The sequence below is a fragment of the Microbacterium sp. 70-16 genome, from assembly GCF_001898315.1.
Classification (GTDB): Bacteria; Actinomycetota; Actinomycetes; order Actinomycetales; family Microbacteriaceae; genus Microbacterium.
In genome coordinates this window covers 150,658-173,027 of sequence record NZ_MKTQ01000026.1, presented here as the reverse complement: position 1 = coordinate 173,027, position 22,370 = coordinate 150,658, and the positions used below count along the sequence as shown (strand labels likewise).

Below are 22,370 nucleotides of genomic sequence, written 5' to 3'. Positions count from 1 at the left end.
GCCCGTCAGCCCTGCTCGTCGTCGGTGTGTGACACCAGCCCGTACGTCGGGATGCGCCCGGCACGGTCGTCACCCGGCAGCGGCCGCGACCGGCGGCCGTAGATGAGCTCCGACGAGTCGAGCAGCCACGGCACGAGCGTGATCTGCACGCCGTGCACGAGCATGAGCTGCTGCGCGATGCGCCGGGCGCGGCGGTTGTGCAGCATGGTCTCCCACCAGTGGCCGACGATGTACTGCGGCAGGTAGACCGTCATGAGTGAGGGCCCGTGCTTCGCGCGATACTGCGCGATGAACTGCGCGAGCGGAGCCGCGTACTGCCGGTACGGCGACTCGATGACGAGCAGCGGCGCGGGCATCCGGTAGAACTCCCAATCGTCCTGCACGGCGCGCGCCGCATCGGCCGAGACCGCGATGTGCACCGCGATCGTCTTGTCGTGCTTGGCCGCGAGCGCGTAGTCGATCGCCTTCGCGACGGGCTTCTGCAGCGTGCCGACGAGGACGATCGCGACATCGCCGGATGCCCCGAAGTGCACGTCGTCGTCCATCGTGATCTCGTGCTCGACGTCGCGGTAATACCGATGCACGCCGATCATCAGGAACGACAGCACGGGAATCGCCAGGAACACCAGCCACGCCCCGTGGGTGAACTTCGTGATCGTCACGATCACCAGCACGACGATCGTGAAGGTCGCGCCGAGCGCGTTGATGAGCAGGCCGGCGTATGCCCCGCGCCGCTCGGCGGACTTCGAGCGCGCGAGCAGCCGCAGCTCACGCCGCCAGTGCTTGACCATGCCGAGCTGCCCGAGCGAGAACGAGACGAACACTCCGATGATGTACAGCTGGATGAGCGTCGTCAGGCGCGCCTGGAACACGATCAGCACGAGTGCGGCCGCCAGGCCCAGGATGATCATGCCGTTCGAGTACACGAGCCGGTCGCCGCGCGTGTTGAGCGCCTTCGGCGCGTAGCCGTCACGCGCGAGCACCGATCCCAGCAGCGGGAACCCGTTGAACGCCGTGTTCGCGGCCAGCAGCAGCACGGCCGCCGTCGCCGCCTGGATGATGAAGAACAGCACGCTGCCGCCGCCGAACGTCGCGGCGGCGACCTGCGCCATGAGGCTCGGCTGCACCGCCGCCGCGCAGTCGAACCCGACGAGATGGCACGGGTCTTCGGCGTAGTGCACGCCCGCGACGAGCGCGAGCATCGTCAGCCCCGCGAACATGAGGATCGCGATCGACCCCATCATGACGAGCGTCGTCTGCGCGTTGCGCACCTTCGGCCGGCGGAAGGCAGGGACCCCGTTCGACACCGCCTCGACGCCGGTCAGCGCCGAGCAGCCGCTCGAGAACGCGCGCAGGATGAGCAGGATCACCGCCACCTGGCTGAGGTCTTCGGCCTGCACGGCATACTGCGCGCTGTCGGCGATCGGGGCATCCCCCAGCGCCCAGCGCACGAGACCGGTGACGATCATCACGAGCACCGAGCCGATGAACAGGTACGTCGGGATCGCGAACGCGGTGGATGCCTCGCGCACGCCGCGCAGGTTCACGAGGATGATCAGCACGACGAACCCGACCGCCAGTTCGACCCGCCACGCGTCGAGTGCCGGCAGCGCTGAGATGATGTTGTCGACGCCGGATGCCACCGAGACGGCGACCGTGAGGATGTAGTCGACCAGCAGTGCCGCCGCGACGACGACCCCGGCGCGCTCGCCGAGGTTCGTGCGGGCGACCTCGTAGTCGCCGCCGCCGGACGGATATGCCTTGATGAGCTGGCGGTAGCTCAGCACGACGACGATCAGGAGGGCCACGACGGCCGCAGCGACCCACGGACTGAACGCGAGGAACGCGGTGCCGCCCAGCAGCAGGATCATCAGCAGTTCCTGCGGTGCGTAGGCCACCGACGACAGCGCGTCGGAGGCGAAGATCGGCAGCGCCATCCTCTTCGGGAGCAGCTGTCCCTCGAGCTCCTCACTGGTCAGCGGTTCGCCGATGAGGATGCGCTTGGCGATCGGGGTCTCGTCGGATCCCGTACGCGCGTTGTCAGTCACGGCGGGCGACATTACGCCGTGCAGCGCCCGCGCGCAATCGGTGGAGCCGGGTCAAGCCGTGGGTGCGTGCGGGCGCCGGTCGCGCACGGGCGTCTGACGGTCAGAGCGCCGAGTAGCGGAAATACAGAATCGACGTCACAGCGGTGCCGTCGGTGTCGGCGAACATGCTGTACTGCGGCGCGCCCTCGGCGCTGGAGCGCTCCTGGTCGAACACGAACCGCGTCGCCCCGACGTTGCCGCGCGGGATCTCCTGGTCGGGTCCCAGCGCCCGGACGCCGGAGACCGACATGCCGATCTCAAGGCCCTGCTCGGCGACCATCTCGATGCCGCCGACCTCGTTGCGCGAGAACAGCGTGTACGACGGCTGCGCATACTCGGCGCGCGGCGTCCCCCCTGCGGTCTCGATCATGTCGAACAGCATGAAGCCGTCCCACTGGTAAACCGTGTAGTCGGGGTAGTGGGTACCGTCGCCGGCCTCGACGCGCTGCGTGGGCTCGGCGCCGAAGGCGTCGGTGAGCGCGGCCACGGCATCCGCCGCGTCATCGGCCCACCCGTAGGTGAAGACCTCTTCGTCCGCCGCGTCGACGAGCGCGAACCCGGTGCCGGAGAACTGCAGCGCGACCGGCTCGCCGGTGGCATCCGGAGTCTCGGACGGAGAGCTTGTCGGCGTCGTTGTCTCGGCCGTGGTCTCGGTCTGCGTCGGGGTGGGCGCCGCGCCGTTGTCGCGCGTGAGCGCGATCGCGAGCGTCACGATGACGGCGATCAGCAGGATGCCCGCGATGACACCCAGCACGATCGGCGTGCGCGACCCCTGCGTGTCGCCGGTCTCCTCATCCCAGCCGCCGCTCACGCGAGGAACTCCCGTGCCGCCACGACGAGCGCATCGACGCCGTGCTCGATCGTCGGGTGCAGGACCGGTGCGAAGTACGGCGAGTGGTTCGTCGGGATCTCTTCGTTGACGGCTCCGCGTGCGAGCGCGTCGGCGTACTGCTGCGGGTCGAGACCGCCCCAGAACCAGAAGACGAGCGGCACACCGGCTTCGCGCGCGAACCACGAGACGTCCTCGCTGCCCGTGAACATGCCCGGGTCGATGACGGTGCCCTCGCCGAAGGCGCGATCGAACGCCGCGGTCAGGCGCGCCGTGGCATCCCGATCGTTGATCGTCGGCGGCAGCGAGTGATCGATCGTGATGACCGGCTCGGCCTCGGCGCCGGATGCCGCAGCCTCGGCCCGCACGATGCGCTCGACGCGCGCCATGACGTCGACCCGCGCGGCGTCGTCGGGGTAGCGCAGGCTCAACTCGAGCGTCGCGTCGGCGGGGATGATGTTGTTCTTCAGGCCCGCGTGGATCGATCCGACGGTCACGACCGCCATTTCGCGCGGGTCGACCTCGCGCGAGACGACCGTCTGCAGGCGCATGACGGTCGCCGCCGCCATCACGACGGGGTCGATCGTGGCGTGCGGCCGCGAGCCGTGGCCGCCGCGGCCGAGCAGCTTCACCGTCAGGCCGTCGCTGGCCGCCATCTGTGTGCCGGGACGCACGCCGATCGTTCCGGCAGGCAGCGGGGTGAGGTGCTGGCCGAGCACGATGTCGGGCTTCGGGAAGGCATCCAGCACACCGTCTGCGATCATCGCCTGCGAGCCGGCGCCGTACTCCTCGGCGGGCTGGAAGACCGCGACGACGGTGCCCGACCACTCGTCGCGCGTAGCGAGCAACTTCTCGAGTGCGCCCAGCATCGCGGTCACGTGCATGTCGTGGCCGCACGCGTGCATGACGGGGACGTCGGTGCCGGCCGGGTCGACTCCGCGCGCCGTGCTCGCGTAGGCGAGCCCGGTCTGCTCTTGCACGGGCAGGCCGTCCATGTCTGCGCGCAGCCACACGACGGGGCCGTCGCCGGTCCCTCCTGTGCCTGTCGAAGGGTTGCTGATGCTCGTCACGACGCCGGTGCGGCCGAGGCCCTCGACGTAGGACAGGCCCAGCGCGTCGAGCTCGCGCGTGATGACGCCGGCCGTCCGTGTCTCCTGGAACGACAGTTCGGGGTGTCGATGCAGGTCGATGTACAGGGCCTCGAGATCGATGCTCATGCCCTCGACCTTACGGGGAACCACCGCGCTCGCTCGGTTTTCGCTACGACGAGCGCGGTGGCGCGGTCGTGCCGCGCACGACGAGCTCGAAGGGGAGGGATGCCGGGGCATCCGGCACCGGGGCCAGCACGTGGGCATCCTGTGACGTGCCGTCGAGGGCCGCCAGGATCGCCTCGCCCGCGCGCTGCCCCTGTGTGTGCGGGAACTGGTCGATCGTCGTGAGGTCGAACAGCTCCGCGAGATCGTGCCCGTCGACGCCGATGACCGACAGGTCGGTGGGCACGGCGAGGCCCAGCTCACGCGCCGCGGCGAGCACGCCGTAGGCCATCTCGTCCGACGCGGCGAAGATCGCCGTCGGCGGGTGCGGCCCGGTGAGCAGGTCGTGTGCGACGCGCTGAGCGCCCGCCACCGTGAAGTCGGCGTCGGCGAAGGGAGCGGATGGCAACCCGGCATCCGCCATCGCCTGCTCGAAGCCGCGGCGCCGCCGCGTGGGGATGTCGAGCACGGTGTCGGCGCCGGCCGGAGGCGTGTTGCCGATGAGGGCGATCTCGCGATGTCCGAGCGCGAGCAGGTGCTCGGTCGCAACCCGGCCGACGGCGGTGTCGTCGACCCGCAGCGCCGCGATCTCGGCGCGCGGCACACCGAGACCCAGCACCGGGATCGGCAGCGCGCGCAGGTGCGCGACCTCGGCATCCGCCAGCAGGATCGACAGCACGATCAGTCCGTCGACGCGGCCGCGCCGCAGCGACGTCTCGAACAGGTGCGCCCGCTGCGCCGGGTCGTCGGTCACGTTGTACAGCGTGAGGTCGTAGCCGCGCGCCGCGAGCGTCGCCGAGATGCCGTCGAGCACCGTTGCGAAGAACCAGCGGTCCATGAGCGGCACCACGACGCCGACGTTCTCGGCACGACCGGATGCCAGCGACGACGCGGTCGCCGATGCGACGTACCCGAGCTCGTCGGCGGCGCGCCGCACTCGTTCGCGCGTCGCGGCCGAGATCCGACCGCGCCCGCTCAGAGCCCGCGACGCCGTCGCCGTCGAGACCCCAGCCGTGCGGGCGACGTCATCGAGGCTCGTCACGTCGGTCCTCCGCTGGTCGGTCTGCGTCCCTCAGGTCTCGTCAGCTCTCGTCAGCTCTCGAGCAGCCAGACAGCGGTGTCGACCGGCAGCTCGGCCCCTTCGAAGGGCTCGCTCGCCACGAGGACCGTGCCCGCGTCCTGCAAGGGTAGCGGCACCGGCGTCGTGCCGACGTTGGCCACCACGATGACGCGGCCGTTGCGGAACGCCAGCACGTCGTCGCCGTAGCCGTCGAGCCACGTGAGCGCGCCCGCACCGAGGTTCTCGCTGCGACGGGTTGCCAGCAGCGTGCGGTACAGCCACAGCGTCGACTCGGGGTCGTCCTCCTGCGCGTCGCGAGCGAGCGTCGCCCACTCGGCGGGCTGCGGCAGCCAGCTCTCGCCCGTCGCGTTGAAGCCGTAGGCGGGGGCATCGGCCGTCCAGGGGAGCGGCACGCGGCATCCGTCACGGCCATAGCGCTCGCCGTCGGTGCGGAACCAGGTCGGATCCTGCCGCGACTCGGCGGGCAGGTCGATGACCTCGGGCAGCCCGAGCTCTTCGCCCTGGTAGAGGTAGGCCGAACCGGGCAGCGCGAGCATGACGGCCGTCGCGGCGCGGGCGCGGCGCAGCCCCACCTCGGGGATCGGCTGGCCGGGCGAGTCCGGTCCGATGCCGTGACCCTGCGGGTTCTCGGCCGTCAGCGCGAGGCGCGACGCGTGCCGGACGACGTCGTGGTTGGACAGGACCCACGTCGCGGGGGCGCCGACGGCGGGGAAGGCGCGCAGCGACTCGGAGATCACCTCGCGGATCGCGGGGGCATCCCACTCGGTCATGAGGTACGGAAAGTTGAACGCCTGGTGCATCTCGTCGGAGCGCACCCACTCGGCGGTGCGGTCGACGGTGGGAAGCCATGCCTCGGCGCACAGGGCGCGGTCACCGTCGTACTCGGCGAGCACGCGGTGCCAGTCGCGGTAGATCTCGTGCACGCCCTCCTGTCCCCAGTACGGGACGTCGTCGTCGGAGCCGCCCATACTGTCGGCATCCACCGCGGGAAGGTGGTCGGGCAGACCATCGGTCTTGACGAGGCCGTGCGCGACATCGACACGGAAGCCGTCGACGCCGCGGTCGAGCCAGAACCGCAGGATGCCGCGGAACTCCTCCTGCACCTCGGGGTTGGACCAGTCGAAGTCGGGCTGGCTCGTGTCGAACAGGTGCAGGTACCACTGCCCCGGCGTGCCATCGGGGTTCGTCGTGCGCGTCCACGCGGGGCCGCCGAAGACCGACTCCCAGTTGTTCGGGGCCTCGTTGCCCGCGGGGCCGCGGCCGTCGCGGAACAGGTAGCGCGCGCGGGCGGCGCTGTCGGGGGCGGATGCCAAGGCTTCTTGGAACCACACGTGCTGGTCGGAGCTGTGGTTGGGGACGAGGTCGACGATGATGCGGATGCCCCGGGCGTGCGCCGCCGCGAGCATCTCGTCGAAGTCGGCGAGCGTGCCGAACAGGGGGTCGACGTCGCAGTAGTCGGCAACGTCGTAGCCGGCATCCTTCTGCGGAGAGCGGTAGAAGGGGCTCAGCCACACGGCGTCGACGCCCAGGGCGCGCAGGTCGTCGAGGTGCGCGGTGACGCCGGGCAGGTCGCCGATGCCGTCGCCGGACGCGTCGGCGAACGACCGGGGGTAGATCTGGTAGATCACGGCGGTGCGCCACCACTCGGAACCCGGGTGGGTCTCGCTGAGCTCTGGCACGGGGGAAGGCTGGGGGGAAGTCAGCTGCGACGTCATGCGCTCCAGCGTAGCGCAAGCGCTTGCGCATCGGGTGTTCTCTTCTCGTGAACTTCGCTTCTTTGCTCGCGGCGTAGGGTGGGGCGGTGACCTCAGAGGCCCTCGCGCGCGCCGAATCCCTCATCGCGACCATTCCCGATTTCCCCGAACCGGGCATCCTGTTCCGCGACATCTCGCCCCTGCTGGCCGACGCGGCGGCCCTGCGCGCGGTCGTGGATGCGCTCGTCGAACCCTTCGCCGACTCGTTCGACGTCGTCGCGGGCGTCGAAGCGCGCGGCTTCATGCTCGCCGGTGCCGTCGCGATCGCCGCGGGAGTCGGCATGGCCCCGATCCGCAAGGCCGGAAAGTTGCCGCGCCCTGCGGCATCCGTCGAATACGCCCTCGAGTACGGCACCGCCGCGATCGAGATGAGCGACGACCTTCCGCGCGGCACGCGCGTGCTGCTCGTCGACGACATCCTCGCGACCGGCGGCACCCTGCGCGCCGGTCAGCGCCTGCTCGAGCAGCTCGGACTCGTGCCCGCCGGCACCGCCGTGCTCATGGAGCTCGCCGACCTCGGCGGCCAGGCCGTCTGCGGCCCCGTCCACGCGGTCTTCCGCATCTAGACAGCTCACACGCGCGCGCCGCTGCGGCGCGGCACGGCGCGGGATGCCGGGTCGGCAACCGCCCCGATGCGATACTCAAAACGCTTCGCGCATCCGCCGATCGCGCCCGATCGCGCCCGATCGCGCCCGAGAACGCCCGGCACCACGCGCCAACGCTTGACACCGCCCGACAGAAAGGGTCCCGTGGGAACCGCCACCTTCGAACCCACCGTGCACTTCACCTCGAACACCGTGGCCCAGATCCACGTCGCGGGAGAGGTCGACGAGGTCTTCGCCTCGACCGAGGAAGGCCTGCGCGAGCGCATCGTCGAGTCGATCCGGCTACTCGCCGCGTCGGCGGGCGAACCGGTGACGGCCACCGTCGTCGAGGGCGACCTGCGCTGGCCGCTGATCGTGCACCCGGATGGCAGCTTCATCGAGGCCACCGTGCTCGCCGAGACCGAAGGCGGCGAGCCCGCGTCGGCGCCGCGCCGCATCCGCACGGGTGAAGTGCCGATCATCACGCAGAGCGAGCAGGATGCCCCTGTCGCGGCCGACCCGGCGCCGGCCGCCGTCGCCGAGTCGGCACCGGTCGCCGCCACGCCCGCGCCCGTCGCCGCCACCCCGGCCCCCACCCCCGAGCCGACCCCGGCCCCGCTGCGCAGCGACCCGGCCCGCAGTGACCTCGCGCGTCGCGAGAGCGCGCACCGCGATCCGATCCAGCGCGTCACGCCGACCGTCGAGGATCTGCTCAACTCGCGCACCGACCGCGCCAAGCCCCGTGCCACAGAGGGCTGGCAGGGCACCGTGCGCCGCGCGACGGGCGGAGCGATCTCGCCGCGTCCCGGCAAGGCCGAGCAGTCGCGGCTCGATCGCGAACGCATCGTGCAGCGCCGGCTCGACGCTCCGCGCACGATCGTCGTGCTCAATCCGAAGGGCGGTGCGCATAAGACGACGTCGACGCTCCTGCTCGCGGCCACTTTCGGAACGCAGCGCGGCGGGGCGACCCTCGCGTGGGACAACAACGAGACCCGCGGAACGCTCGGCTGGCGCGCGCAGAACGCGCCGCACCACAGCACTGCGGTCGACCTGCTCGAGCACCTCGACCAGTTCACCGAGCCGAGCCAGGCGAGCCTCGCCGCCCTCGACACATACGTGCGCACGCAGGTCGATGCGCGATTCGACGTGCTGGCATCCGATGAGGATGCCGCGGCATCCTCTACGATCGACGCCGCCGCTTTCGACCGTCTGCACGGTGTGCTCTCGCGCTACTACCGCCTGCTGATCGTCGACACCGGCAACAACATGCGCGCCTCGAACTGGGTCGCCGCCGTCGCGGCGGCCGATCAACTCGTGATCGTCTCGACGGTGCGCGAAGACACCGCGGCGAGTGCCGCCTGGCTGCTCGACGGACTGCGCGAGAAGGGCTTCGACCGCAAGATCGATGAGGCCGTCACGATCCTCGCGGCGCCCTCGGCCAAACCCGACCGCAAGCTCGCCGAGCGCCTGGAGCGTCACTTCGCGCAGGTCACCGCCGGCGTGGTGCACGTCCCGTTCGACCCCGCTCTCGTCGACGGCGGCCCGATCGACTTCGACGCACTCTCGCCGCAGACGCGGGATGCCTGGCTCACCGTCGCCGCGGCGATCGCGCAGCGGCTGTAGTTCGCGCCGGCGTTCGGCGGCTGTAGCTCGCGCCCGCGTTCATCCGTCCCATGTTGTCGCTGCCGCGTGCATGCAGCGACACTTTCGGCCGGGTGAACGCGCCCGCGCGCGGTTTTCGGGCTTGTTTCGGCCGGTAAAAGCTGTGCGACAGGCGCGCGCGGCTCCTTCCGCGCGCTGACCCGGCACCCCTAGAGTCACGGCAACAGCGACGGCGCGAGCGCGTCGGTGCGGCGCCTCCGCTTCGAACGAGAGGGATGCCGATGACCGACACCGCTGAGAAGTCCGCCCCCGCGACAGCGCGCGGAGAGAACACCGTCGACACGATCCCGCCGCTCGCGCGGCTGTTCCCGCTCGGCCTGCAGCACGTGCTCGCCCTGTACGCAGGCGCCGTCGCCGTGCCGCTCATCGTCGGCGGCGCGCTCGGGTACAGCTCGGCCGACTTGGCGTTCCTCATCAGCGCCGACCTGTTCATCGCCGGCATCGCGACGATCGTGCAGTCGGTCGGGTTCTGGCGGTTCGGCGTGCGCCTGCCGCTCATGCAGGGCGTCACCTTCGCTGCGGTGGGCCCGATGATCGCGATCGGGCAGCAGCACGGCATCACGACGATCTTCGGATCGGTGATCGCCGTCGGCCTGTTCATGATCCTGATCGCGCCGTTTTTCGCGCAGCTGCTGCGCTTCTTTCCGCCGATCGTGACCGGCACGGTCATCCTCATCATCGGTCTGTCGCTCATGCGGGTCGCCGCCGGCTGGATCATGACCGGCTCGACAGCCGACGCGCCCGGGGCCCCGCCGCTGAACGTCGCGTTCGCGTTCGGCACCCTGCTGTTCATCGTGCTCGTCGAGCGGTTCGCGCCTGCGGCCCTCGCCCGCGTCTCGGTGCTGCTCGGCCTCGTCGTCGGAACGGTCGTCGCTCTCTTCGTCCCCGGCATGGTCGATTGGTCGGGGGTGACGGATGCCGCATGGTTCGCGGTCGTGACACCGTTCCACTTCGGGCTGCCGACCTTCGAGGTCTTCTCGATCCTGTCGATGCTCGTGGTCGGCATCGTCATCATGACCGAGACGACGGGTGACATGATCGCCGTCGGCGAGATCGTGGACAAGCCCGTCACGCGTCGTCAGCTCGCCGACGGCCTGCGGGCCGATGGCCTCGGCACGCTGCTCGGCGGGATATTCAACACGTTCCCGTACACGGCGTTCGCGCAGAACGTGGGGCTCGTCTCGCTCACGGGCGTGCGATCGCGCTACGTCGCGACGATGGCGGGCGCGATCCTCGTGGTGCTCGGGCTCATCCCGAAGGTCGCGGCTCTCGTCGAGGGCGTGCCGCGCGCCGTACTCGGCGGTGCCGGCATCGCGCTGTTCGGGATGGTCGCCGCCAGTGGCATCCGCACCTTGACCAAGGTCAAGTTCAACAACAAGAACGTGCTCGTCGTCGCGCTGTCGGTCGGCATCGCGCTGCTGCCGACCGTCACCCCCACGATCTACGACGAGTTCCCGGACTGGTTCCAGCTGATCTTCGATTCCGGCATCTCGGCGGGCGCGATCGTCGCGATCCTGCTCAACCTCGTCCTCAACAGTGACGAAGTGCGGGCCACGCAAGCGAACGAGCCGGCCCTCGGCGCCTACGACGCCGTGCGCGGGCCGGCCGCTGCGGCGCTCACGCACCCGGATGCGCAGGGCACCGGGCTGATCCCGACCCACGTGCTGGAGGAGGATGCCGCAGGGAAGTTCGACGAGCTCGACGAGAAGCCGTAGCGACCCGCGTCACACCTCGAGGTCGCGTCGCACGGCCGCCGCGATGCGCTCCGCGGCAGCCGGGTGCGCCGCCGCGAGCGCGGGGAGGCCCGCGATCGGATAGCCCGCGTGCAGCCACGCACGTGCCGTGTCGTCGATCGACAGCGCCGCGGGCGCCGCCTCATCCCCGGGCGCGGGATCGTGTGCGGCGCCGCTCGAAGCGCCGCGCCCGGTGCCCGACAGCACGGCCCTGGCGTCACGCACCGCGGTCAGCGCACGCTCGCGGCGCAACGGGTCGCGCACGTGGGCGGCGCGCAGCGCGTGCTCCACGAGTTCCGCGGCGCGGACGGCATCGCCGTGGCGTGCGGCCAGGTCGGCCAACATGGTGAGCGACGGGGCATGCTCGCCGCGGCGCAGGTCGAGGATGCCCGTGTCGAGGATTTCGCGCTGCGCGGGCGAACGCTCACGGGGCTCGATGCGCAGCACGGCCGCCACCAGCAGTGCGGGAGCCGCGGCATCCCAGCGCCCGATCGTGCCCGCGCGCTCCTCCCGCGCGGCCGCCTCTGCGACCGCTCGCACGTCGGCGTCGCGGGCGCCCAGCAGCACGGCAGCAACCTCTGCGATTGGCCGGGCGCGCGCTGCGGCGGGAACGCGCGACACCGCATCGCGGGCCGCGTGTGCGGCCGCCCGTGCCGTGGCTTCGACGCCCGCCGCGTCGAAGACGGCTGCCGCTTCGGCCAGCGCGACCGATTCGCCGCGAGCGCGCGTGCGGCGTTCGAGCGAGCTCGCGTGGTGTGCGGTCCGCGCCCGCTCGAACGTGCCGCGCGCCGCGCGGACGGCGAGCGGGGCATCCGGAGAGACGACACGCGCCGCGCTGAGCAAGGCGCCCCGCGGCGGAATCGCGTCGTCCGCGGCGATGCGATCCAGCGCGCGCCCCGCCGCCAGCGTCGCATGCTCCAGGTCGGCTACGGCAGGTGGCTCGGCATTGTCGCCGTCGCGTTCGGCACCGCCCGCCAGCAGCCGTGCGATCGCAGCGAGGGCCGCCACATCGTCAGTCGTTGCGAGCGCGTCCACGGCGGCGTCGCCTGCAACCGAGTCGAGCACGAGGGCGGACCACCGCGAACACTCCGCAGTGCGCACCGCGAGCCGGGCCGCGGTGTCGGCGAGCCCGACCGCGCGATGCGCGGCATCTGCCACCGCTGCCAGTTGCGTGCGGGCATCGCGCGCCGCGGCCACCGCACCGCGGTGGTCGCCGGCCTGCGCGCAGGCGACGGCGATCGTGGCGTAGGTCGTCGCGGCGAGGACCTGCTCGTGCTCGCGTGCCGACCGGAACTGTCGCGACCTCAACCCCTCGACGCTCGTCGGTCCCGGTGGCGCGGCGAAGGCCCGCTCGATCAGCGCCCGCGCCTGCCCGGCCCGCGCGAGGGCGGACTCGGGCGAAAGGTACAGGGCCGTGCCGGCGACCGCCTGCGCCGTGCGCAGCAGGGCCCCGACGGGGGCGTCGGGCGCAGCAGACCCTGCAGGCACGACGGCCGTCGCCGCGACGCCGGCGTCGATCGCGGCGCCGGCCCCGGCCGCAGCAACGGCGGCAGCGACAGCACTAGCCCCGGCTGCAGCAACGGCGGCAGCGACAGCCCCGGCGCCAGCGTCAGGACCGTCCGGGCCTGCCGGGCCGATCTGCACCAGGGCATCCGTCACGATCTCGTCCGCGCGGGCGTCGCCGATCGCCGCAGCGGCGCGCGCGACGTAGGCGAGTTCGATCGCGACATCGGTGCGCACGCCGCGGGCCAGCGCGACGGCTCGTTCGGTGTCGCCGAGCAGGGCGACGACGGGGGCAAGTCGCCGCGGCACCGCGCCGTCGCCGGCGTCGAGGCGGCTCGCCGCGATCAGCAGCGCGGCCAGATCCTCGAGGTCTCGAGCCGAGCGCGCGCTCGCGGCGACGACGGCGGCACCAGCCCACAGCTGATCCCGAGCGGCATCCGGATGCCGCGACTCGAGCGTCCGCGCGCGCCGGGCATCCGTCAGCAGCCGCACGGCGGCGCGTCGCTCTGACCGTCGTGACAGCATGCGCACGGCGAAGTCCTGCGACAGCGCGTACTCGGGCGCGCGATCCCAGCCCCACTCGATCCGCGCCGCCCAGATCGCCGCGTCGAGCGCCGACCGGAACGGTGCGAGCGCGCGTTCGCGCACGCGCGTCTTGCGCTCGGCGCCGTCGGCGAGTGGCCCGACGTGCAGATTGCGGACGACGCGGGCGCGCGCGTCATCGCCGCGCAGCTCCCACGAAGCGGCGCCGACAGCGATGTCGGGGGTGCTGGCCGCCGGCAGCAGCGCCGTGACCTTCGCGACCGAGCGCCCGATGAGGCGGGCAAGATCGGATGCCGAGAGCGGAGCCCCCGCAGCAGCCAGCAGCCCCGCCAGGTGCGCGCCCGTGCGCGTGCGCATCAGGGCGTCGAGTGCCTCGTGCGCGCGTGGTGCAGACGCGCGGGAGGGAGCGGGGGGTACCGTGGCTCTTCCGTTCAGCTGGTGCGCAAACCGCCGCCGAGATCGACGGGGGTGCCGTCGATGTTACCGACGATCCCGCGGATGATGCCCACACCGTCGGCGCCGCGCAGACTCTCGTACCAGGCCTCGGTCGCCGCGACGTCGAACGCGTGCGTCTCGTAGCCGCGCTTGCGCGCCCGCAGCACGAGGTCGCCCGCGCGCTCCGCGCGCACCTGTTCATAGCGCTTCAGGGTGTCTTCGACGCTCACGGTGTTCGTCGCGAAGGCGATGCCGAGCGCGAAGGCATCCTCGAGCGCCGAGCACGCGCCCTGCCCGATGTCGGGCGCCGTGTTGTGCGCGGCATCGCCGAGGATCGCGACGCGCCCCTTCGCCCACGTCGGGAACGGTGTGATGTCCCAGATCTCGACGCGATTGAGGGATGCCTCGGGATCGATGGCATCCAGCAGTGCCTGCACGCCGGGCGCCCAGCCGTCGAACGCCGCCCGCAGCGGTGCGACGCCGTCGGCGCGGTCGTGGGCGAGCCCTGCCGGCTGCGGCACGTCGAACCAGAAGTAGAACCGGTCGCCTGCGACGGGCATGACCGCCGCGCGCTTGCCGTCGGCGACGTAGGTGGTCCACGCGGTGGCGCGGCCGATCGCGGCATCCGCCGGGATCAGCCCGTTGAAGTTGGTGTATCCGGAGTACTCGCGCACGATCTCGGGCGCCCCCTCGGGCTGCACGTAGTCGCGCGTGATCGAGCGAGCGCCATCGGCGCCGATCAGCAGGTCGCCCGTGTCGGTCGTGCCGTCGGCGAAGGTCACGGTGACGTGCGCGCCGTCGTCGGCGATCGCCACGACCTGGCGCCCGAGGTGGATGCGGTCCATCCCGACGCGCTCCATCAGCAGCGCCTGCAGGTCGGCGCGCGCGACGGGGTAGGGCTTCTGCCCCGACATCGCCGTGACCGGCGCGAGCGAGAAGTCGCACATCGTCTCACCGGTGTGCCCGTCGAGGTAGACCATGTCGGCCATGTCGCCGCCGAGCGCCGCGACTTCCGCGCCGACGCCCAGCCAGTTGAGCACCTTGACGCCGTTGGACCACAGCGACAGCGCCGCGCCGACCGGCTTGTTCTCACGCATCCGGTCGTAGATCACGACCTCGTGTCCGAGTCGTGCCAGCGCGATGCCCGCGCTCGTCCCGCCGATGCCCGCGCCCACGATGATGACCTTCACATCCGCAGGCTACGGATGCTGTGTCACCGTCAGGTTTCGTCGCGCTACCGGGGCGTTACGCCGTCACGACCCGCGATACGTCGAGTACGCGAACGGGCTCAGCAGCAGCGGCACATGGTAGTGCGGACGGTCTGCGACGGTGAACGCGACCGTCACCGACGGGTAGAAGGCCTCGATGCCCTGCGCCGCGAAGTACGGCCCGGTGGCGAACGTCAGCGTGTAGTCGCCCGACTCCAGGGCATCCGGACCGAGCGCGAGCCGGCCGTCGGCGTCGGTCTGCCCCGACGCAAGGGCGGCGCCGTCGGGGCCCGCCAAAGTCACCGCGACACCCGTCGCGGGCACACCCGCGGTCGCGTCGAGGATGTGAGTCGTCAGGTGGCTCATGTGTCAGTCCTCCAGGCTCGCGCGCAGGCGCAGCAGCGCGATCTGGCGCAGCTGATCGCGCGCCTCGGCGGCTTCGGCGGCTTCGTCGTTGCCGAGGCGGCGGCGCACTTCGGACAGCATCTCGTCGGCGCTGCGGCCCGCGGCGCGGATGAGGAACACCCGCCCGAACCGGGCCTCGTAGTCGGCGTTGGCCTGCGCCATGGCATCCGTCGTCGACGCGGATGCCGTCGCCATCGCCGCCTGCTCGCGGGTGCTCGCGGCAGCTTCGGCCCCCGACCCCGCGGGCTTCTGCCCGATCCGCGGGTGGTGGGCGAGCGCGGCATCGAGGTCGGCGTCGGTCCAGCCGCGGGCGAGTGCGTCGGCGCGCGCGGTGACCTCGTCGACCGAGGCGTACGGACGCGCCGCGACGATCGCGTCGACCCACGCGGGAACCGCCGCCCACACCGCGGCCGTCGCAGCGGCCGTCTCGCGATCGGCCGCGTTGAACTCGTCGAGCTGCATGGACCGAACGTACCCCCGCCGCGTTTCCGGGCCGTAACAGCCGCGAGCGAAACACGCGGGAAACGCGGGCTGGGTACCGTCGTGATCCACAGCCCGAACCGGGGCTGCAGCGCACCGGGAGGTCCACGTGTCGGAACTGGTGGTCCGTGCCGCGCGGGCCTGGATCGACGGCGCCTTCCGTCCGGCCGAGGTCGTCGTACAGGGCGGCGTCATCGTCGACGTGCGGATGCCCAGCGGTGCCCCGCGCGGCGCCGTCGAAGTGCCCGAAGACGCGGCCCTGCTCCCCGGTCTCGTCGACTCGCACGTGCACGTCAACGAACCCGGCCGCACCGAATGGGAGGGCTTCCGGTCGGCGACGCTCGCCGCGGCCGCGGGCGGCGTGACGACCCTCGTCGACATGCCGCTCAATTCGATCCCGCCGACGACGACGACGGAGGCCCTCGAGATCAAGCGGGCGGCGGCCGCGGCATCCGCCTATGTCGACATCGGGTTCTGGGGCGGCGCCGTCCCGGAGAACCTCGGTGCGCTCGGGCCGGTCCACGACGCGGGCGTGTACGGGTTCAAGAGCTTCCTCGCGCCGAGCGGCGTCGACGAGTTCGGGCACCTCGACCGCGACCAGCTCGACCGGGCGATGGCCGAGGTCGCGGCGATCGGCTCGCGCCTGATCGTCCACGCGGAAGACCCCGACCTCCTTTCCGGCGACGGGTCGCTCGGGCGCGGCTACGCGGCCTTCCTCGCGTCGCGCCCGCCGGCGAGCGAAGAGGCCGCGATCGACGCCGTCATCGCCGCCGCGCGGCGCCACGGCGCACGCGCCCACATCCTGCACCTGAGTGACGCGCGCGCTCTTCCCGCGATCGCCGCCGCCAAGGCCGACGGCGTCGACCTCACCGTCGAGACCTGCCCGCACTACCTGACGATCACCGCCGAGCAGATCCCCGACGGCGCGAGCGAGTTCAAATGCTGTCCGCCGATCCGTGAAGCGGGCAACCAGGACCTGCTGTGGCAGGGCATCCTCGACGGCACGATCGACGCGATCGTGAGCGACCACTCGCCCTCCACCGTCGACCTCAAGCGGTCGGGCAACGGCGACTTCGGCCTCGCATGGGGCGGCATCGCGGGCCTGCAGGTGGGGCTCTCGGCCGTCTGGACCGAGGCGCGCCGCCGCGGCATCCCGCTCGACACACTCGTGCCGCTGTTCACGACCGGTCCCGCGCGCGTCGCGGGGCTGACGGGCGTCGGCGAGATCGTCGTCGGCGCGCCCGCGCACCTCACGGTGTTCGGCCTCGACGACACCCTGCGCATCGAGGCGCGCGCCCTACAGCACCGCAACCCCATCTCGGCCTACGACGGCAAGGTCCTCACCGGACGCGTGCGCCGCACGTGGCTGCGCGGGCAGAGTGTGTACGACGCGAGCGAAGGCGGCGCCGGCGAGGCGCCGTGGCTGAGGCGCCCACCGGCGGGCCGCCTCCTGTCGAGAGGAACGGCGTGAGCGAGATCCTGCAACCCGGAATCGGGCCCATCCCCGGTGATCACTACGTCGCCGCGTCGCCGCAGACGGTGCTGTGGGGAAGGCTTCCGTGCGAGACGGATGCCCCGGTGCTGGCCGTTCCGGCCGGGGCGACCGTCACGTTCGACACCGTCAGCCACGAAGGCATGCTCCCTGATCAGGGGCAGGATCCGCTCGGCTACTTCACGGGTCATGGGGTCGCCGCCGAGGCGGTGCTCACCGATGCGATCGAGATCGCGGCATCCGTCCCCCGTGACGCGGTCGCCGACGGGCCGCACGTCGTCACGGGTCCCGTCTTCGTTGAGGGAGCGGCACCCGGCGACCTGCTCAAGATCACGGTCATCGAGCTCGCGCCGCGCGTGCCGTACGGCGTCATCTCGAACCGGCACGGCAAGGGGGCGCTGCCCGGCACGCTGCCGCGCGGCCCCGAGAACGTCAGCGTCTTCACGCCGGTGGCCGGCGGCGCGGGACGCCTGCCGCTCGTCGAGTGTGGCGAGCGCGTCGTGGGCTTTCCGCTCGCGCCGTTCCTCGGCACGATGGGCGTCGCCGTCGCGGGGCCGGAGCGTCCGCACTCGGTGCCGCCCGGCTCGCACGGCGGCAACATCGACATCAACCTTCTCGTGGAGGGCGCGGTCCTGTACCTGCCCGTGCAGGTGCCGGGCGCCCTCGCGTATGTCGGCGACCCGCACTTCGCACAGGGTGACGGCGAAGTCGCGCTGACGGCGCTCGAGGCGTCCCTGCGCGCGACACTGCGCTTCGAGGTCGTGCCGCGCGACGAGGCTCTCGCCGCCTTCGGCGAGGTCACCGGTCCCCTCGTGCGGACCGGCGAGTACCTCGTGCCGACGGGGCTCGACCCTGACCTCAACGAGGCGATGCGCAAGGCCGTGCGCGCGGCGCTCGACCTGCTCGCCGCCCGGTACGGCATGGCCGAGCACCTCGCCTACGCGTACCTGTCGGCGGCCACCGACTTCGACATCTCGCAGGTCGTCGACATCGTGTGCGGCGTGCACGCCCGCATCCGCGAGGCCGATTTCGCCGACGTCGCGAGGGCGGGCGACGCGTGACCGAGATCCCCGCCGACCTGCGGGCGGCCTTCGACGCGTACGAGGCCGCCATTCTCGCGAACGACCTCGATGCGCTGGATGCCGCGTTTGCGCCCGGCGCCGACACGATGCGCGGCGACGGAGCGGGCCTGCTCGTCGGGCACGACACGATCAGCGCGTTCCGCGGCCTGCGCGGCGGAGTTCCGCCTCGCACGATCGAGCGCATCGAGTACCGCCCGCTGGCAGACGACGTCGCGCTGCTCGTGTCGGTCTCGCGCTTCCGCGGTGGCGGCACGGGACTGCAGACGCAGGTCTGGGAACGCCTCGACGGGCGCTGGCTCATCACAGCCGCCCACGTCACGCCGCGCGCGCAGGCCCTCGACCGGTCGGTCTGGCGGTCGGTCGGCGACCCGCTGTTCCAGGGCGCGTGGGACGGTCCGCTGGAAGGTCTCACCGTCGCCGTCAAGGACCTCTTCGCCATCAAGGGCTACCGCATCGGCGCGGGCAACCCCACCTACCTCGACTCGGCGCGTGCCGAAACGACGACGGCTCCGGCGGTGGCCGACCTGCTCCGCGGCGGAGCGTCGCTGCGCGGCATCGCTCGCACCGACGAGTTCGCCTACTCGATCGCGGGCGACAACGCGCACTACGGCACCCCGCCGAACGCAGCCCTCCCGGGCGCGCTGCCCGGCGGCTCCTCGAGCGGACCGGCGACGGCCGTCGCGACGGGCCAGGCTGACGTCGGCCTCGCGACCGACACCGCCGGCAGCGTGCGCGTGCCCGCGTCGTACCAGGGGCTGTGGGGTCTGCGCACGACGCACGGGCTCGTGCCGAGGCAGGGCCTGCTGCCCCTTGCGCAGAGCTTCGACACCGTCGGCTGGCTCACGCGCGATGGCGCGACCCTGCAGCGCGTCGCAGACTGGTGCCTCAGCTACGACGGGTCGGACTCGACCGAGTCGGTCTTCGGCGAGTCCGGCGCCGACCTGCCGTGGCGCTTCGTCATGCCGGCCGAGGCCCTGGATGTCGCGGATCCCGCCACGCGCGCCGCGTTCGAAACCTTCGTCGCGGCATCCGCTCTGCCCGTCGAGACCGCCTCGATCGGCGACCTCGATGATTACCTCGTGCCGTTCCGCACGGTGCAGGGCGCGGAGGCTTGGCGCAACAACGGCGACTGGCTGCGCGCGCATCCGGGCGCCACGGGCCCGGCCGTCGCCGAGCGTTTCCGTGCGGCCGCCGCCGTCACGGCGGCCGACGAGGCCGCCGCCCGCGCCGCCCTCGCTCCGCTGCGCGCGCGGCTCACCGACCTCGTGACGGATGCCGTGCTGATCCTGCCGACCGCGCCTGGCCCCGCCCCCGCGCGGACGGCCGGCGGCGAGGGCATCGACGCCGTACGTCAGGCCACGCTGCGGCTCACGACTCCCGCCGCCGTCGCGGGGCTGCCCGCCCTGTCGGTGCCGCTGCTGACGGTCGCCTCGCCCCTTGGCCCCGCCCCCGTCGGCGTCTGCCTCATCGCACGTGCCGGGACTGACATCGCCCTCGTGCGGCAGGGCCTCGCCCTGCACGCCCTCACCACCGGAACGGAAGCACCATGACCACCGTCATCCCCGGCCCTGCAATCCCCGGCCCTGCTATCCCCGGCCCTGTGGACCCGCCCGCACGCCTGCTGATGGGCCCTGGCCCCATCTCGGCCTACCCCAGCGTCCTGCGCGCGATGTCGGCACCGCTCGTCGGGCAGTACGACCCGTTCATGACGACCGCGATGGCCGAGACGCAGGAGCTCTACCGGGGCGTCTGGAACACCGCCAACGACGCGACCCTGCTCATCGACGGAACGAGCCGCGCCGGCATCGAAGCCGCCATCGTCTCGCTCGTGCGGCCCGGCGATCGTGTGCTCGTGCCCGTCTTCGGGCGGTTCGGGCACCTGCTCGCCGAGATCGCCGAGCGCGCGCAGGCCGAGGTGCACACGATCGAAACGGAGTGGGGGCAGGTGTTCCCGGCATCCGTCATAGAAGAGGCGATCATCCGCGTGAAGCCGACCCTGCTCGCCCTCGTGCAGGGCGACACGTCCACGACGATGAACCAGCCGCTCGAGGACATCGGCGCGATCTGCGCCCGCCACGGAGTCCTGTTCTACTCCGACGCGACCGCGTCCCTCGGTGGCAACGCGTTCGACGCGGATGCGTGGGGACTGGATGCCGCGACCGCCGGCCTGCAGAAGTGCCTCGGTGGGCCGTCGGGCTCGTCGCCGATCACGCTGTCGGAGCGCGCGGTCGACGTCATCCGCTCGCGCGGGCGCGTCGAGGCGGGCATCCGCGAGGCGGGCGACGTCGCGGCATCCGACTTCGTGCTCTCGAACTACTTCGACCTCGGCATGATCCTCGACTACTGGGGGCCGCGGCGGCTCAACCATCACACCGAGGCGACGAGCATGCTGTACGCGGCGCGCGAGTGCGCGCGCGTGCTGCTGCTCGAGGGGCGCGACGAGGTCATCGCCCGGCACGAGCTCGCCGGGCGCGCGATGCTCGCGGGTGTGCGGGGCCTCGGCCTCGGCGTCTTCGGCGACGTCGCGCACAAGATGAACAACGTCGTCGCTGTCGAGATCCCGGAGGGCGTGCCGGGGGATGCCGCGCGTTCGGCACTGCTGGAGGACTTCGGCATCGAGATCGGAACCTCGTTCGGGCCCCTGCACGGACGCGTCTGGCGCATCGGGACGATGGGCTACAACGCCCGCAAGGACGCCGTGCTCACGACGCTCGCGGCGCTCGAGGCCGTGCTGCGGCGGTTCGGGGCAGCCGTGCCCGCGGGCGGCGGTGTCGAGGCGGCCGCAGACATCTACGCGGCGGCCGCGTGAGCGCGTCATCTCGCCTGCTCACCGCGTCGCCGGACGCCGTCGCGGCAGCCGCGCGCCGCGTCATGGCGCGGTGCGACGAGCTCGCCCGCGTCACCGCGACGCCCGGGCGCATCGAGCGCGTCTACCTCTCGCCCGAGCACGCCCGCGTCAACCGCCTCGCCGCCGAGTGGATGCGCGAGGTCGGCATGCGCACGTGGCAGGATGCCGCGGGCAACCAGGTCGGGCGGATCGACGCCGTCGGTGACGACGCTTCCGGTGGTCGAGTGCCGTCGCGCAGCGACGCCTCCCCCGGTGGTCGAGTGCCGTCGCGCGGCGACGGTGTATCGAGACCATCCGACGCCCCCGCGCTGCTGCTCGGGTCGCACCTCGACACGGTCATCGACGCGGGCCGGTTCGACGGCATCGCGGGCGTGCTCATCGCGCTCGAGGTCGTACGGCTGCTGCGGGTGCCGACCGAAAACGGCTGGGCCTTGCCACTGCTGTTCCCGATCGAGGTCGTCGCCTTCTCTGATGAGGAGGGCACCCGGTTCGGCAAGGCGCTGCTGGGCTCGTCGGCGGTCGCCGGCTCGTGGAACGACGCGTGGTGGACGCTGACGGATGCCGAAGGGGTGAGCCTGCGGCAGGCGTTCCTTGAGTTCGGGCTCGACCCCGCGCGTATCGGCGAGGCGGCCCGCCGCCCCGACGAGCTCGTCGCCTACCTCGAGGCCCACATCGAACAGGGACCCGCGCTCGACCGCGCCGGGGAGCCCCTCGCGGTCGTGTCGTCGATCGCGTCGGCGCGCCGGTTCCAGCTCGTCGTCGAGGGTGAGGCGCGGCACGCCGGTGGCACTCCCTACGACATGCGCCACGATGCCCTGCTGGGCGCAAGCGAGGCGGCGCTCGCCGTCGAGCGCGTCTGCGCCGCGGAGCACCACATCATCGGCACGGTCGGCCGGTTCGAGGCCTTCCCCGGTGCCGTCAACGTGATCCCCGGCGAGGTGCGGTTCTCGCTCGATCTGCGCGGCGAGTTCGACGGCGAACGCGACCGCGTGTGGGACGTGCTCTCGCGCGACCTCGACGAGATCATGGGCCGCCGCGGACTGCGCTGGTCGGCCCGCGAGGTGCACAGCGCCCCGGCGGTGTTCTGCGCCCCTCTGCTGCAGGACGTCGTGGCCGCCGGCATCCGTGCGACCCTGCCCGTGCGCTCCGACGCGGCGCCCGTGCTGTTCAGCCCGGCCGGCCACGACGGCATGGCGCTCGGTGCGATCACCGATGTGGGGATGCTGTTCCTGCGCAACCCCGACGGCATCAGCCATCACCCCGACGAGTTCGTGTCGGCGGGCGATGTGGCCCACGGCATCCGCGCCCTCGCCGAGTCGATCCTGCACCTCGCCGCCGAGCCGCGCTGACCCGCCGCGCCGCGCTGACCCGCCGCGCCGCGCTGACCCGCC

The 22,370-nt window shown here is 72.2% G+C and carries 17 protein-coding genes; 8 read left to right on the top strand and 9 right to left on the bottom strand.

Annotated elements, in window-relative coordinates:
- Nucleotides 1-5: 5 nt before the first annotated feature.
- From BGO46_RS11600 to BGO46_RS11580, 5 genes are all read right to left on the bottom strand, one after another.
- Nucleotides 6-2,060 carry an APC family permease gene (locus BGO46_RS11600; protein ID WP_292673754.1) on the bottom strand — a complete coding sequence of 685 codons (2,055 nt, stop codon included), beginning with the start codon at nucleotides 2,058-2,060 and terminating at the stop codon, nucleotides 6-8.
- Nucleotides 2,061-2,148: 88 nt separating this feature from the next.
- Entirely contained in the window at nucleotides 2,149-2,898 is a 750-nt protein-coding gene (locus tag BGO46_RS11595; RefSeq protein WP_292673758.1) for a hypothetical protein, read from the bottom strand.
- Nucleotides 2,895-4,133, bottom strand: coding sequence for an amidohydrolase (locus BGO46_RS11590; RefSeq protein ID WP_292673761.1), 1,239 nt, complete (start codon nucleotides 4,131-4,133; stop codon nucleotides 2,895-2,897). The genes BGO46_RS11595 and BGO46_RS11590 overlap by 4 nt, the downstream gene beginning before the upstream one ends.
- Before the next feature lie 43 nt (nucleotides 4,134-4,176).
- Nucleotides 4,177-5,211: a LacI family DNA-binding transcriptional regulator gene (locus BGO46_RS11585; RefSeq protein WP_292673763.1), complete on the bottom strand. Its 1,035-nt coding sequence runs from the start codon at nucleotides 5,209-5,211 to the stop codon at nucleotides 4,177-4,179.
- A gap of 50 nt (nucleotides 5,212-5,261) precedes the next feature.
- Nucleotides 5,262-6,929 (bottom strand): glycoside hydrolase family 13 protein, encoded by a 1,668-nt coding sequence (locus BGO46_RS11580; RefSeq protein ID WP_292673766.1) that lies wholly within the window; start codon nucleotides 6,927-6,929, stop codon nucleotides 5,262-5,264.
- Between the two features lie 122 nt (nucleotides 6,930-7,051).
- Here BGO46_RS11580 and BGO46_RS11575 point away from each other — a divergent pair, with 122 nt between their 5' ends.
- The 3 genes from BGO46_RS11575 (at nucleotide 7,052) to BGO46_RS11565 (ending at nucleotide 10,965) form a co-directional block, all read left to right on the top strand.
- A complete protein-coding gene (locus tag BGO46_RS11575) occupies nucleotides 7,052-7,570 on the top strand; it encodes an adenine phosphoribosyltransferase (RefSeq protein ID WP_292673769.1) in 519 nt (172 codons plus the stop codon).
- 183 nt (nucleotides 7,571-7,753) lie between these two features.
- A complete protein-coding gene (locus tag BGO46_RS11570; protein WP_292673772.1) occupies nucleotides 7,754-9,211 on the top strand; it encodes a chromosome partitioning protein in 1,458 nt (485 codons plus the stop codon).
- 260 nt (nucleotides 9,212-9,471) lie between these two features.
- Entirely contained in the window at nucleotides 9,472-10,965 is a 1,494-nt protein-coding gene (locus tag BGO46_RS11565; protein ID WP_292673775.1) for a nucleobase:cation symporter-2 family protein, read from the top strand.
- A gap of 9 nt (nucleotides 10,966-10,974) precedes the next feature.
- Here BGO46_RS11565 and BGO46_RS11560 read toward each other — a convergent pair whose 3' ends face one another.
- The 4 genes from BGO46_RS11560 to uraD all read right to left on the bottom strand — a co-directional run bounded on the left by BGO46_RS11560 (nucleotide 10,975) and on the right by uraD (nucleotide 15,539).
- Nucleotides 10,975-13,386: a hypothetical protein gene (locus BGO46_RS11560; RefSeq protein ID WP_292673778.1), complete on the bottom strand. Its 2,412-nt coding sequence runs from the start codon at nucleotides 13,384-13,386 to the stop codon at nucleotides 10,975-10,977.
- Between the two features lie 74 nt (nucleotides 13,387-13,460).
- Complete coding sequence (hpxO, locus tag BGO46_RS11555; RefSeq protein ID WP_292673781.1) at nucleotides 13,461-14,654, bottom strand: FAD-dependent urate hydroxylase HpxO; 1,194 nt, start codon at nucleotides 14,652-14,654, stop codon at nucleotides 13,461-13,463.
- Between the two features lie 63 nt (nucleotides 14,655-14,717).
- Entirely contained in the window at nucleotides 14,718-15,038 is a 321-nt protein-coding gene (uraH, locus tag BGO46_RS11550) for a hydroxyisourate hydrolase (RefSeq protein ID WP_292673784.1), read from the bottom strand.
- Between the two features lie 3 nt (nucleotides 15,039-15,041).
- Complete coding sequence (gene uraD / locus BGO46_RS11545) at nucleotides 15,042-15,539, bottom strand: 2-oxo-4-hydroxy-4-carboxy-5-ureidoimidazoline decarboxylase (protein ID WP_292673787.1); 498 nt, start codon at nucleotides 15,537-15,539, stop codon at nucleotides 15,042-15,044.
- Between the two features lie 127 nt (nucleotides 15,540-15,666).
- Here uraD and allB point away from each other — a divergent pair, with 127 nt between their 5' ends.
- From allB to BGO46_RS11520, 5 genes are read left to right on the top strand one after another with little or no spacing between them, the layout of a single operon-like run.
- Nucleotides 15,667-17,028, top strand: coding sequence for an allantoinase AllB (gene allB / locus BGO46_RS11540; RefSeq protein WP_292673797.1), 1,362 nt, complete (start codon nucleotides 15,667-15,669; stop codon nucleotides 17,026-17,028).
- Complete coding sequence (locus tag BGO46_RS11535) at nucleotides 17,025-18,110, top strand: acetamidase/formamidase family protein (RefSeq protein ID WP_292673799.1); 1,086 nt, start codon at nucleotides 17,025-17,027, stop codon at nucleotides 18,108-18,110. Before allB ends, BGO46_RS11535 begins: the two co-directional genes overlap by 4 nt.
- Complete coding sequence (locus BGO46_RS11530; RefSeq protein WP_292673802.1) at nucleotides 18,107-19,681, top strand: AtzH-like domain-containing protein; 1,575 nt, start codon at nucleotides 18,107-18,109, stop codon at nucleotides 19,679-19,681. The genes BGO46_RS11535 and BGO46_RS11530 overlap by 4 nt, the downstream gene beginning before the upstream one ends.
- Nucleotides 19,678-20,940 carry an alanine--glyoxylate aminotransferase family protein gene (locus BGO46_RS11525; protein ID WP_292673804.1) on the top strand — a complete coding sequence of 421 codons (1,263 nt, stop codon included), beginning with the start codon at nucleotides 19,678-19,680 and terminating at the stop codon, nucleotides 20,938-20,940. Before BGO46_RS11530 ends, BGO46_RS11525 begins: the two co-directional genes overlap by 4 nt.
- The gene (locus BGO46_RS11520) at nucleotides 20,937-22,328 is read left to right on the top strand and encodes a Zn-dependent hydrolase (RefSeq protein WP_292673806.1); all 1,392 of its coding nucleotides are present in this window, start codon (nucleotides 20,937-20,939) and stop codon (nucleotides 22,326-22,328) included. Before BGO46_RS11525 ends, BGO46_RS11520 begins: the two co-directional genes overlap by 4 nt.
- The last annotated feature ends 42 nt before the right edge of the window (nucleotides 22,329-22,370 follow it).

Excerpts from the sequence above, each read along its gene's own strand:
- BGO46_RS11600 (WP_292673754.1), bottom strand. The coding sequence starts at position 2,060 with ATGTCGCCCGCCGTGACTGACAACGCGCGTACGGGATCCGACGAGACC.
- BGO46_RS11590 (WP_292673761.1), bottom strand. The coding sequence starts at position 4,133 with ATGAGCATCGATCTCGAGGCCCTGTACATCGACCTGCATCGACACCCC.
- BGO46_RS11565 (WP_292673775.1), top strand. The coding sequence starts at position 9,472 with ATGACCGACACCGCTGAGAAGTCCGCCCCCGCGACAGCGCGCGGAGAG.
- BGO46_RS11560 (WP_292673778.1), bottom strand. The coding sequence starts at position 13,386 with ATGCGCACGCGCACGGGCGCGCACCTGGCGGGGCTGCTGGCTGCTGCG.
- uraH (WP_292673784.1), bottom strand. The coding sequence starts at position 15,038 with ATGAGCCACCTGACGACTCACATCCTCGACGCGACCGCGGGTGTGCCC.
- uraD (WP_292673787.1), bottom strand. The coding sequence starts at position 15,539 with ATGCAGCTCGACGAGTTCAACGCGGCCGATCGCGAGACGGCCGCTGCG.
- BGO46_RS11525 (WP_292673804.1), top strand. The coding sequence starts at position 19,678 with ATGACCACCGTCATCCCCGGCCCTGCAATCCCCGGCCCTGCTATCCCC.